The sequence below is a fragment of the Nocardia otitidiscaviarum genome (genome assembly GCF_007362295.1).
GTDB lineage: Bacteria > Actinomycetota > Actinomycetes > Mycobacteriales > Mycobacteriaceae > Nocardia > Nocardia otitidiscaviarum.
In genome coordinates, this window is record NZ_CP041695.1 from 2325793 (window position 1) to 2338638 (window position 12846).

The 12846-nt window shown below is 70.3% G+C and carries 8 protein-coding genes; 6 read left to right on the forward strand and 2 right to left on the reverse strand.

Going from position 1 to position 12846, the window contains the following annotated elements:
- The first annotated feature begins 85 nt into the window (after window positions 1-85).
- Entirely contained in the window at window positions 86-5554 is a 5469-nt protein-coding gene (locus FOH10_RS10095; RefSeq protein WP_143980506.1) for an ATP-binding protein, read from the forward strand.
- A gap of 67 nt (window positions 5555-5621) precedes the next feature.
- Here FOH10_RS10095 and FOH10_RS10100 read toward each other — a convergent pair whose 3' ends face one another.
- The gene (locus FOH10_RS10100; protein ID WP_143980507.1) at window positions 5622-6047 is read right to left on the reverse strand and encodes a hypothetical protein; all 426 of its coding nucleotides are present in this window, start codon (window positions 6045-6047) and stop codon (window positions 5622-5624) included.
- A gap of 214 nt (window positions 6048-6261) precedes the next feature.
- Between FOH10_RS10100 and FOH10_RS10105 the strand changes: the two genes are divergently transcribed.
- The 5 genes from FOH10_RS10105 to FOH10_RS10125 all read left to right on the forward strand — a co-directional run bounded on the left by FOH10_RS10105 (window position 6262) and on the right by FOH10_RS10125 (window position 11928).
- On the forward strand, window positions 6262-7515 hold the full coding sequence (locus FOH10_RS10105; RefSeq protein ID WP_221937949.1) for a family 2 encapsulin nanocompartment cargo protein terpene cyclase: 1254 nt from the start codon (window positions 6262-6264) through the stop codon (window positions 7513-7515).
- Window positions 7516-7561: 46 nt separating this feature from the next.
- A complete protein-coding gene (locus tag FOH10_RS10110) occupies window positions 7562-8716 on the forward strand; it encodes an LLM class flavin-dependent oxidoreductase (RefSeq protein ID WP_186000781.1) in 1155 nt (384 codons plus the stop codon).
- A gap of 214 nt (window positions 8717-8930) precedes the next feature.
- Window positions 8931-9242: a hypothetical protein gene (locus FOH10_RS10115; protein ID WP_143980509.1), complete on the forward strand. Its 312-nt coding sequence runs from the start codon at window positions 8931-8933 to the stop codon at window positions 9240-9242.
- A gap of 197 nt (window positions 9243-9439) precedes the next feature.
- Window positions 9440-11269, forward strand: a complete 1830-nt coding sequence (locus FOH10_RS10120) for a sensor histidine kinase (protein WP_244961847.1) — start codon at window positions 9440-9442, stop codon at window positions 11267-11269.
- Window positions 11266-11928 carry a response regulator transcription factor gene (locus tag FOH10_RS10125; protein ID WP_143980510.1) on the forward strand — a complete coding sequence of 221 codons (663 nt, stop codon included), beginning with the start codon at window positions 11266-11268 and terminating at the stop codon, window positions 11926-11928. Before FOH10_RS10120 ends, FOH10_RS10125 begins: the two co-directional genes overlap by 4 nt.
- On the opposite strand, the gene FOH10_RS10130 is transcribed toward FOH10_RS10125, so the two are convergent.
- On the reverse strand, window positions 11843-12580 hold the full coding sequence (locus tag FOH10_RS10130; protein WP_143980511.1) for a respiratory nitrate reductase subunit gamma: 738 nt from the start codon (window positions 12578-12580) through the stop codon (window positions 11843-11845). The two genes, FOH10_RS10125 and FOH10_RS10130, sit on opposite strands and share 86 nt — an antisense overlap.
- Window positions 12581-12846: the final 266 nt, after the last annotated feature.

A 12846-nucleotide genomic window follows, 5' to 3' on the forward strand; every position in this document is an offset into this window, starting at 1 on the left:
GGGTAAGGGTGCAGACTACCCGGGACAGCCAGTCGCACATCTCGCCCGATCGGGCCAACGTAGTGGAGTGGGAAGGAGTCGGCGAGTGTTCAGCCGTGTCGCCATCGTGAACCGGGGTGAGGCCGCCATGCGTCTCATCCATGCTGTTCGGGACCTGGCTGCGGAGACCGGATCGACGATCGAGACCGTCGCGTTGCATACCGACGTCGATCGGAATTCGACCTTCGTACGCGAGGCCGATATCGCATACGACCTGGGTCCCGCGTCCGCCCGCCCGTATCTGGACCTGAAGGCGCTGAAGCAGGCCCTGATCGCGACGAAGGCCGACTCCGCTTGGGTCGGTTGGGGTTTCGTGGCCGAGGATCCGGCCTTCGCGGAACTGTGCGAGCAGATCGGCGTCACCTTCATCGGCCCGAGCCCCGAGGCCATGCGCAAGCTCGGCGACAAGATCGGCGCCAAGCTGATCGCCGAGGAGGTCGGCGTGCCGGTCGCGCCGTGGAGCCGCGGCGGAGTCGAGACGGTGGAGGACGCGGTCGCCGCGGCCGAGCAGATCGGCTATCCGCTGATGCTGAAGGCCACCGCCGGTGGCGGCGGGCGCGGCATCCGGAAGATCACCAGCGAGGCCGAACTCGTCGATGCCTATGAACGCACCCGGCAGGAAGCCGCGCGCGCGTTCGGCAGCGGCGTCGTCTTCCTGGAGCGCCTCGTCACCGGCGCGCGGCACGTCGAGGTGCAGGTGATCGCGGACGGTCAGGGCACCGCCTGGGCGCTGGGCGTGCGCGACTGCTCGGTGCAGCGGCGCAACCAGAAGATCATCGAGGAGTCGGCCTCGCCGGTGCTGCGGCCCGATCAGGCGGCCGAGCTGAAGGCGTCGGCGGAACGGCTGGCCGTCGCGGTGGGCTACCGCGGCGCGGCCACCGTCGAATTCCTCTACCACCCCGGCGACGAGCTGTTCGCCTTCCTCGAGGTCAATACCCGCCTGCAGGTCGAGCATCCGATCACCGAGTGCACCACCGGATTCGATCTGGTGCGCGCGCAGCTGCTGGTGGCCTCGGGCGGCAAGCTGGAGGGTGAGCCCCCGGCCGAACGCGGCCACGCCATCGAGGCGCGGCTCAACGCCGAGGATCCCGACCGCGACTTCGCGCCCGCCCCGGGCCGCATCGCCCGGCTGAATCTGCCCGCCGGACCGGGCATCCGGGTCGACACCGGGGTCAGCGAGGGCGACACCATCCCCGCCGACTTCGACTCCATGATCGCCAAGATCATCGCCTACGGCCGCAATCGTGACGAGGCGCTGGGCCGCCTGCGCCGCGCGCTGACCGAGACCCGGGTCGTCATCGAGGGCGGCGCCACCAACAAGAGTTTCGTGCTCGAGCTGCTGAACCAGCCCGAGGTGATCGACGCCAGCGCCGACACCGGCTGGATCGACCGGGTGCGCGGCGAGGGCCGCCTGGTCTCCGACCGCCACTCCGCCATCGCCCTGGCCGCGGCCGCCATCGACGCCTACGAGGAGGACGAGCGGGTCGAGCGGCACCGCCTGCTGTCCACGGCGGCGGGCGGTCGCCCGCAGGTGCAGCATCAGAGCGGCCGCCCCTGCGATCTGAAGCTGCGCGGCGTCGGCTACCGGGTGCGCGTGGCCCGGATCGGCGCGCACCGCTTCCGCATCGGCATCGAGTCCGGCGGCGATATCCGCACCGCCGATGTCGATCTGGAGCGTTTCGACAGCCACGCCGGGCAGATCGTGGTGAACGGCACCCGGTATCGCCTGATCACCGGTACGCACGGGCCGATCCACCTGGTCGAACTCGACGGCGTCACGCACCGCATCAGCCGCGACGAGGGCGGTGTCGTCCGCTCACCCGCCCCCGCGCTGGTGGTCGCCACCCCGCTGGCCGTCGGCGACGAGGTCGAGGCGGGCGCACCGGTGCTGGTGCTGGAGAGCATGAAGATGGAAACGGTGCTGCGCGCGCCGTTCCGCGCCCGGCTCAAGGAATGCGCGGTCTCGGTCGGCACCCAGGTGGAGACCGGCGCGCCGCTGCTGCGGCTGGAGCCGCTGGTCGAGGACGGCGAGGAGGCCGAGACCGGTACCGCCGCCGCGGTCGACCTGGACCTGCCCGGCGAGGCCGCGCCGGTGCTGCCGCACGAGCGGCTGGCGCGCGGCATGCAGGATCTGCGCAGCCTGCTGCTCGGTTTCGACGTCGACCCGCACGATGAGCGCCGGGTGGTCGAGGACTACCTGACCGCGCGCCGGGCCGCCATCGCGGACAACCGCCGCCCGCTCGCCGAGGAACTGGAACTGCTGGAGGTCTTCGCCGATCTCGCCGAACTGAGCCACAACCGCTCCGGTGACGAGGACGGCGGCCACGGGCACGTGCACAGCGCCCGCGAGTACTTCCACAGCTATCTGCAGAGCCTGGACGCGGAGCGGGCGGGTCTGCCGGATTCCTACCGCGCCAAGCTGTCCCAGGCGCTGAGCCATTACGGCGTCACCGAGTTGGATCGGACGCCCGACCTCGAGGGTGCGGTGTTCCGCGTCTTCCTGGCCCAGCAGCGCCCGTCCGACACCGTCACCGTCATCACCACCCTGTTGCGCGAATGGCTGCGGGAGCCGGTTCCGGATCAGGCGCTGCGCGAACCGGTCGGGCTGGTGCTGGAGCGACTGGTGGTCGCCACCCAGGTGCGCTTCCCGGTGATCGCGGATCTGGCGCGCGGCGTGGTGTACGCCTGGTTCGGTCTGCCGCTGCTGCGGCGCAACCGTGCCCGCGTGTACACCAATGTGCGCAAACAGCTCAGCTACCTCGACGCGCACCCGGACACCCCGGATCGCGCCGACCGCATCGCGGAGATGGTGCGCAGCACCGAGCCGCTGGTGAAGCTGCTCGGCCAGCGGCTGGTGCGCGGCAGCGTGGACAACACCGTCATGCTCGAGGTGCTGACCCGCCGCTACTACGGCAACAAGGACCTCATCGGGGTGCGCGCCGAGGAGGTCGGCGGCTGCCGCTACGTCGTCGCCGAACGCCGCGGTCTGACCCTGGTCTCGGCGGCGGTGCGCTTCGACGCGCTCGACACCGCGCTGCGCGGGCTGGCCGAGCTGTCCGGCGGCGCGGCCTCCATCGAGGCGGATATCTACCTCAGCTGGGAGAACCAGCCGGAGGACTTCGAGGCCATGGCCGCGGCGCTGCAGGAAAAGCTTGCCGCGCAATCGCTTCCGAACCAGGTGCACCGCATCACCACCACCGTCGCGGGCAGCGGCGGCGCGGTCATGCACCATCACTTCACCTTCCGGCCGTCGGCGACCGGGATGGCGGAGGAGCGGCTCATCCGCGGTCTGCACCCGTTCATCGCGCAGCGTATGCAGATGAAGCGGCTGCGCAAGTTCGACCTCACCCGACTGCCGTCCTCGGACAACGACGAGGTGTACCTGTTCCGCGCGGTCGCCAAGGAGAATCCCTCCGACGAACGGCTCATCGCCTTCGCGCAGGTGCGCGACCTGGCCGCGCTGCGCGAGCACGACGGCCGCCTGCTGGCGCTGCCGACGGCCGAGATCGCGGTGGCCACCTGCCTGGATTCGATTCGCCGGGCACAGGCCCAGCGGCCGTCGGCCAAGCGCTTCAACACCAACCGCATCGTCATGTACATCTGGCCTCCGGTGGATGTCACCCGCGAGGAGTTGGAGACGGTGATCGGCGGGCACGTGCTGCCGATGACGGTGGGCGCGAATCTGGAGGAGATCCTGCTCATCGCCCGGCAGCGCGATCCGCGCAGCGGTGAGCTGACCAAGGTCGCGGTCCGCATCTCCTTCGACGCCACCGGCACCCCGCAGGTGAGCGTGGGCGAGCGCACCGACGAGCCGGTCGAGCCGATCGACGCGTACCGGCAGAAGGTGCTGCGCGCCAGCAGCCGCAATACCGTCTACCCGTACGAGTTGACCGGTCTGCTCGGGGAATTCACCGAATACGACCTCGACGCCGACCACGCCCTGGTGCCGGTGGATCGGCCCAAGGGGCGCAATACCGCGGCCATGGTCGCCGGTGTGGTCACCACCCCGACCGAACTGCACCCGCAGGGCGTCACCCGCGTGGTGCTGCTCGGCGATCCGACGAAATCCCTCGGCGCGCTGTCGGAACCGGAATGCCGCCGGGTGATCGCGGCACTGGATCTGGCCGAGCGGATGCGGGTGCCGCTGGAGTGGTACGCGCTGTCCTCCGGTGCGCGCATCTCCATGGAGTCGGGTACCGAGAACATGGACTGGGTGGCGGCCGCGCTCAAGCGCATCGTCGAGTTCACCCAGGACGGCGGTGAGATCAATATCGTGGTCGCGGGCATCAATGTCGGCGCGCAGCCGTACTGGAACGCCGAGGCCACCATGCTCATGCACACCAAGGGCATTCTGGTGATGACCCCGGATTCGGCCATGGTGCTCACCGGCAAGCAGTCCCTCGACTTCTCCGGCGGCGTCTCGGCCGAGGACAACTTCGGCATCGGCGGCTACGACCGCGTGATGGGTCCGAACGGGCAGGCGCAGTACTGGGTGCCGAACCTGACCGCGGCCCGCGATGTGCTCATGTCGCACTACGAGCACACCTATGTGGCCCCGGGCGAGCAGGCGCCGCGCCGGGCGCGGACCACCGACCCGGTCGACCGCGACGTCTCCTCCTTCCCGCACACGCTGGCGGGCAGTGATTTCACCACCGTGGGTGAGATCTTCTCCGCCACCGCCAATCCGGATCGCAAGAAGCCCTTCGACATTCGGACCGTCATGCGGGCGCTGGCCGACCAGGACCACCCGGTGCTGGAGCGCTGGGCCGGGATGGCCGACGCCGAGACCGCGGTGGTGCAGGACGCGCACCTGGGCGGAATTCCGGTGTGCCTGCTCGGTATCGAGTCCCGCGGGGTGCCGCGCCGCGGCTTCCCGGCCACCGACGGACCCGACACCTACACGGCGGGAACGCTGTTCCCGCGCTCGTCGAAGAAGGCCGCGCGCGCGATCAACACCGCCAGTGGGAACCGGCCGCTGGTGGTGCTGGCGAATCTGTCGGGGTTCGACGGCTCCCCGGAGTCCATGCGCAAGTTGCAGCTCGAGTACGGCGCCGAGATCGGCCGGGCGATCGTGAATTTCGACGGTCCGATCGTGTTCTGCGTCATCTCGCGGTATCACGGCGGTGCGTTCGTGGTGTTCTCCAAGGCGCTCAACCCGAATATGACCGTGCTCGCCATCGAGGGCTCCTACGCCTCGGTGCTGGGCGGCGCGCCCGCCGCGGCGGTGGTGTTCTCCGGTGAGGTGAACGCCCGCACGGCAGGCGATGCGCGGGTGCGGGAGTTGCAGGAGCGGGCCGCCAATGCCATCGGCGCCGATCGCGCGGCGCTGACGGCGGAACTCGACGAGCTGCGGGCCTCGGTCCGCGCGGAGAAGCTCGGCGAGGTGGCCGCGGAATTCGACGGCGTGCACGACATCCAGCGCGCCGTCGACGTCGGCTCGGTGGACGCCATCATCCGTGCCGCCGAACTGCGGCCGCGCATCATCGAGGCCATCGAGGCCGGTCTGTCCGCCTGATCACGCACCGACGAGGTCCGGCACGCCGCGCGAGCGGTGTGCCGGACCTCGTCGGTTTCGGGGCGGCTCAGGGGGCCGCGGCGATGGCCAGCCCGATGAGCGTGACCACCTTCCCGACCTCCAGGCCGACGTACCAGTAGTGCGCCCCGGAGCGGGGGAGCGTCTCGCCCGCCAGCACGCGGTCGGAGCGGCGGGTGAGCACCGGCCGCACGATGACCAGTTGACCGAGCAGGACGGCGACCGCGCCGCCGAGCCACCACCAGGTGGCCGGGGTCGGGCCCACCGCCCCGGCGGCGGCGAGCAGCAGCGCCGCGATCATCGCTTCGGCGGTGTTCAGCGCCCGGAAGACGATGCGGCCGATACCCAGGCCGAGTGGGATGGTGATGCCCGGCGCACGGAATTTCAGCGGGGCCTCCAGGAATGAGATCGCCAGCACCATGCCGAGCCAGAGCATCGGCAGGAACCAGAGCAGGTGCTGCGCAACAGCCTTCATGATCGTCGACGCTACCCGCCGGGACGGCGCGCACCAGGGACTTTGGTCCCGTCCTGCGGCCCGGAACGACTATTCGATGTCGATGGGCGGTCATCGGAGTTCCGGAGAGAATCACGCAATCGTCTGCGGCGTCGGCCGCGAGGCCGGATAGTCGATGGTGTTCTCCATCTACGCATTGCCTCCACCTGATGACCCTCGTGGCAGGAGCAGCACGATGACAACAATCGACAACGACAGCGGTGCACTCGGCGCGGTGCGGTCCCCGGTACTCGGTGGGCCCCGCGGACTGGGCACCGAACTCGCCAGGATCTTCTCCACCACGCGGCCGGACGTGACACCGGCTCCACCGGAACCGGATGGGACGGACCGATGCGCGCCCGCCGGGCGGGACTCGATCGCCACCGCCGTCCCGAACCCCGCGCATCTCGCGGAACGGTTGGGCGAGAGCGCGTTTCGGATACCGGTTCGGCGGCTGGCCGATGCCGAGCCCTATCGCGAATTCGAATGGGGCGACGGCTCCGCGTCGCCGGTCTACTGTCCGCCCGCCGCCCGCGTCGACGACAATCTGGCCGCGGCGATCGACGACCGCCTGGTGGTGTGGGCCGAATCCATCGGCTGCACCGACGACGAACTCGACAAGCTGCGCGAGACCGGCTACGGGCGGCTGGTCATGTTGACCCACACCGATTCCGACGATCCCGACCGGCTGCTGATCGCCGCCCAGATGAACACCGCGTGGTGGATGGCCGACGACTACTACGCCGACGATTCGGCGCTGGGCGCGGATCCGACCCGGCTGCCGCAGCGCCTGACCATGGCCATGGCCGCGCTGGACCCGGTGCCCGACGCGGGCGAATTCAGTGTGCCGCTGGAGGAGACGCTGCGCACCGACAAGGTACTGCGCGCCTTCGATTCCGCCGTCTCGAATCTGCGCCGCCACGCGACCCCGGATCAGGTGCAGCGCGCCTGCTACGCGACCTTCTCCATGTTCGTGTCCTGGACCGCGTACGCGGCCTGGCGGCACACCGGGCAGGCGCCGTCCGCGTGGGAGTATCTCGCCGCCCGCCAACATGATTCGTTCTACACCTCGATGACGCTGATCGACCCGGTGGCGGGTTACGAGGTGCCCGCGAATCTGTTCTACGACGAACGGGTGCGCCGGGCCGCGTTCCGGGCGGGCACCGCGTGTGTGCTCGTCAATGATCTGCTCTCGGTCAAGAAGGACGCCGCCGACGCGAATCCGGTCTGCAATATGGTGTTGCAGATCGCGGCGGATCGCGGCTGTTCGCTGGCCGAGGCCACCGAGATCACCGTCGACCTGCACAACCGCACGGTGCGGGAGTTCGAGGCCGAACATCGCGCGCTGCGGGCGATTCCGTCGCCGGAATTGCAGCTGTTCCTGCGCGGGGTCCGCGATTGGATCGGCGGCTCGTTCGAGTGGCACAACACCAATCCCCGCTATCGATAGCGCGCGAACAGCGCTGTGGCACACCATGATCGCCAGGAGAACTGTGATGTCGGATGCGCGGAAATCCTTCGCCGTCGGTACGCTCACCGGGATCAACCCGCCGCTGGGGGCGGCACGATTCGTGGTGCGCATGGCACGGCTCGGGCGGTTGGATTCGGTACTGGCGACCGATCATCTGATCAGCGTGTTCCCCAGGGCCGCCTGGGATGCCGACTTCACGCCGCAGGCGAAGACGGTGCGCAGCCCGGATGAGCAGTTCGACTTCGCCCCGCTGCTCGCGCATCTGGCCGCGAGCGCGGGGCGGGTGCGGTTGGGAGTCGGCGCCACCGACCCGCACCGCCGCCATCCGGTACTGCTGGCGCAGACCTTCCTCACTCTGGCGCATATGACCGAGCGCGCGCCCATTCTCGGCATCGGATGCGGTGAGCGAGAGAACCTCGAGCCCTACGGATTCGAGTGGGACCGGCCGGTGGATCGGTTCGAGGAGGCATTGCGGGTGCTGCGCGCCGCCCTGACCGCGACCGAACCCATGACCTTCACCGGCCGCTACTACCGCCTGGACCGCGCCCCCATGGATCTCACCGTTCCCGCCGACCGGCTGCCGCGCCTCTGGATCGGCGCGCACGGCCCGCGCATGCTGGCGCTGACCGGGCGCTACGGCGACGGCTGGTATCCGTGGGAATCCATGTCCCCGGACGAGTATCAGCGCCGGCTCGCGCTGGTGCACGACGCCGCCCGCGCCGCCGGTCGCGATCCCGAGGCCATCGTGCCCGCCGCGATGATCACCATGCTCACCGCCCGCACACCCGCGGGCCTGCGCCGCATCCTGCGCGCCCCGGCCGTCCGCTACCTGGGCCTGTTCGCCCCGGCGGCGGTCTGGACCCGCTGCGGCGCGAAACACCCCTTCGGACCGGACTTCCGCGGCCTGATCGACCTGATGCCACACCACCTCAGCGCGACCGACGTGCGCGAGGCCATCGCCGAGGTACCCGATGAGGTCCTGCACGAGTGGCTGGCCATCGGCACCCCCGGCGACATCCTGAACCGGCTGCGCGCCCTGGCCGACGCGGGCCTGCGCCACGCCATCGTCTTCCCCAGTTCCGCCCTGGTCTCCGCCGCTGACGCCGCCTTCGGCTACGGCGTGGTGCTCTGGCTGGCCGCCCAACTCCGCCGCGGCGTGGGCTCCCGGCCGACCGGCTAGCGCGTCCCGGTGAGCTGGTGGCCCGGACCTCGGTCACCGATCGGACCGCGTTGGCACGGAGCCGTCTCCGGGTGAGCACGGAGGTGGGCGGCGGTGGGGAGACATACCTTCGAGATGGGCGGTCGCCGACCGGGAAGGACGGATCGGCAGCGGCTCACAGTTCGCACCGAGGCGGCGAAATATGCTGCGGTGCACGATAATCGGAGGGAAAACTATGAAAATGCGAGCACTGTGGACCGCGGCCGCTGTCGCGTTGATGACCGTTCTCGGGTCCGGGGTCGCCTCGGCCTTCCCGTATGTCCATCCGGACCTGGTCGCACCCGGAGCGCAGGGGATCGTCACCACCACCGATCCGCTGGATCAATCGTCCACCTGTCTGCTGTACGGGCTGCCCGGCGTCGGTGTCGCGACCACACCGGGCGGCGGTGTCGGAGGACCCGCTGTGCCGTTTCTGGCACCGGGGTGGGTGAACGGGGTGTGTCTGGGGGGCGACGGCATCGCGTTTCCCGGCGGATTCGTCGGCTGACCGGGGTCGCTGACCAGATCCCACGGGTGATTCGGGCCCGCATCCGCCCGCCACGGGTGCGCAGGGGTTGCCGGGGGTCGGTCCGAGAACCGGCTCCCGGTCGCGCACCGGACCGCGGTGCATGACCACCGGCCCTGGTTTCGGGGCGGTGGACGGCGCATGCTGTGAGCGGTCGGGATGGCGCTTCGGGGTGTGCGGTGAATTGTCGGGCGGCCTTCGCCGTGGTGTTGGCGACCGCGCTGGTGGTCGGCGCGGTCGTCGTCGCGATGGACTGGTCGGCGGCGGCCATGCACGATCCGGCGCGAACATTGCTGCTGGGTCCGCGGGAGTCGTTCGTGGCGGCGCGGGGGCCGTACCCGCCGGTGTTCGGGGTGTGGGAGTTGGTGCTGTTCCTGGGTGCCGGAACGGCGTTCGTGGCGGCGGGTTTCATCGCATGGCGGGCGCGGCCGGGGGAGTGGACGGGTCCGCTGATCATTGTGGCGGGCCTGCTGTGGCTGCTCGGTGGACTGCGGCGATCCAGTGATCCGGCGTTGTTCACGATCGCGGCCGTGGTGACGAACCTGTATTTGCCGGTATTGATTCAGGTGCTGCTCGGTTTTCCGACCGGTCGGCTGCGATATCGCTGGGAGCGCTGGTTCGTGGGTGCGTGCTGGGTACTGGCCACCGTCGGGGTGTCGGTGGAATGGATGTTCTTCGATCCGCGTGCGGTGGCGACGCCGTATCCGTCGACATCGGTGAATCTGCTACTGGTGCACCATGATCCGACGATCGCCACGGTCGTCCAGCTGACCGTCGGCGGGGTGGCCGCGGTCTGCGGTCTCGTGGTGACGGTGGTGATCGCCCGGCGCTGGCGCGTCGGATCGCCCGCCTATCGGTCGGCCTTCCTGCCGTTGGGTGCGGCCGGATTGGTGGCGATCGTGGTCACCGTCGGCATCCTGGCCTCCGCCGTGCGCTTTCCCGGATCGCAGAATGCCTGGTTGCTGGATCTGCGCTATCCGACCTCGGCGGTGCTGCCGGTCGCGGTGGCGCTCGGGGTGATCCGCTATCAGCTGGCGCGGGTCGCGGTCGGCAGCGCCGTCACCGCCATCGGCTCCGCGCCGCCCGCCGGGGCTTTCGTGACGGCCCTGCGGCGCGCGGTCCGCGACCCCACCCTCGCGCTGTGGACCTACGCAGCGGAGCACGGGTGCTTCGTGGACGCCGAGGGTCGGTGGCGCGCGCTGCCCGTCCCGGGGGGACCGCAATCGGCCACGGTGCTCGAACGCGGTGGAGTTCCGGTGGGGGCCTTGGTCTTCGACACCGCACTGCCGGCGGCCGATCCGGAGTTGCTGGCCGCCGTCCGCGCCGCCGCGGCCTTGGCGCTCGAGCACGACCGGCTGCGCGCCGACCTCCAGGAGCAGCTGGGTGAGGTGCGCCGCTCCCGGGAGCGGCTCGCGACCGCCGCCGATACCGCGCGCCGTCGCGTCGAACGCGACCTGCACGACGGTGCGCAACAGCGTCTGGTGGCCGCCGCGATCCTGCTCGGTCGGGCTCGGCGCGCGGGCGACATCACGACCCGCGACGCGTTGCTCGCCGAGGGCGTCGGCGAACTGGACACCGCGCTGGCGGAATTGCGGGAGTTCGCGCGTGGCGTCTTCCCACCGATGCTCGCCGCCCGTGGCCTGCCCGCGGCGCTGGACTCGCTCGCGCAGCGGGCCGTCCTGCCGGTGCGTGTCACGGGCGAGCCGGCGTCCCGCCCACCGGCCGTCATCGAGGCCGCCGCGTACTTCGTCGCCGCCGAGGCGGTCACCAACGCCACCAGGTACGCGGACGCCAGAACTGTCCAGATCCGTTGCGAGACAGATGAAGACGAGCTTCGCCTGCGCATCGTCGACGACGGGTGCGGCGGGGCGGTGGTGTCACCCGGCGGCGGGCTCGACGGGCTGGCCGACCGGGTGGCGGCACTCGGCGGGACCTTCGAGGTGCACAGCCCGCCCGGTGCGGGAACCACGGTGACCGCGACCTTCCCCCTGCGGAGCGTGACGGCGTGACCCTCACCGTCGCCGTCGCCGACGATTCGGCCCTGCTGCGCCGGGGTATCGCGCTCCTGCTCCGCGAGGAGGGGCTCGAGGTGGTGGGTACGGCCGCGGACGCCACGGCATTGCTGCGCATCGTGGCCACGGAACATCCGGCGGTGGCGGTGGTGGATATTCGCCTCCCTCCGACGCACACCCTGGAGGGCGTGCACGCGGCCCGGGCGATCCGCACCCGCTACCCGGCCACCGCGGTCCTGCTGCTGTCGCACTACGTGGAAACCGAGCATGTGATGGATCTGTTCGCCGACAGCGCCGCCGGTCTGGGCTATCTGCTGAAGGAGCGCGTCTCCCACATCGACGAGTTCCTGGAGGCGCTGCGCCGGGTCGCGGCGGGCGGCAGCGCCATCGACCCCGGCCTCATCAGCCGCATGATGGCCCGCCCGCACCACCGCCGTCTGCCCATCGACGATCTGTCTCCCCGGGAACGTGAAGTGTTGGCGCTCATGGCCGAAGGCAAATCCAACCGCGGTATCGCCGCGGCGCTGTTCCTCGGCGAGCGCACGGTGGAGACGCACGTCGGCGCGATCTTCACCAAGTTGGATCTCCCGCCGGGGCCCGACGATCACCGACGCGTGCTGGCGGTGCTGCGCCACCTCGACGCCGGGAAGCGGTGATCCGAGGCCGTCGCGCGGCGGCGAGCCGACCGGCCAGGTGCAGGGCCGGGATGGTGAAGATTCCGGCGAGGCGGGTGTAGGGCCAGATCGCGAACAGCGCCATGATGACGAGTGCGCGGGCCTGGTAGACGGCGGGGGCGTGGTGCATGACCTCGGGGGCGGGGTGCAGTGTGGCCAGGGAACGTGCCCAAGTGAACAGGGTTTCGGCGGTGCGGTATCGGTTGTCGGTGGATCCGGTGTCGAAGGTGACCAGGATGCCCGTGGTCATGGTGGCGACCAGGACCGGCAGGGTGATGCGGTCCACCGGAGTGACGCGGGAGCGGATGTCGGCGGAGATCAGCGGCGGGACCAGGAGCAGGCCCGCGCCGGCCAGTGCCAGCGGGACGGCCACCAGTTGGAGTGTCAGGAGGATGGCGCCGAGGGAGCCCTGGGGGCGTGAATGTGGCCCGGCGGCAAGGGCTTCGGCGACTCGTACCGCGAACAGCAGGGGGACGCCGATGCGGAAGGCGCGAATACCGAAGCGCTGGGCGCGGTCCAGACGCGGGCCGTAGAGGTGTGAGCGGAAGCCGTCGTGGCGGTAGCGCCAGACATGGCCGATGACGAACGAGAGCGCGGCGGCGCAGGGTAGCCACACCCAGAGCGCGACCATCATGGCTGACTTCCTTGCTGTCCGTGTCCTGCCGTGTCGCGATCACAGTGGCATGCCGGTGGATGCTGGAAAAGTGCCGAAAGGCCCGAAGAGCGGAACCGTGCCGAGCCGACGGTGCGACGCCGCACATGATACGCACGCTGTCCAGAGTTGTACGTCACATGAGCACAACTTGAACACCGTCGCGGGTGCGGTAGCGTGAACGACACCGATCGCGAGTCGCTGGACGGCCCTTCTCCTGCCCTCCATGCCCGAGGCCGTTGGTTGGT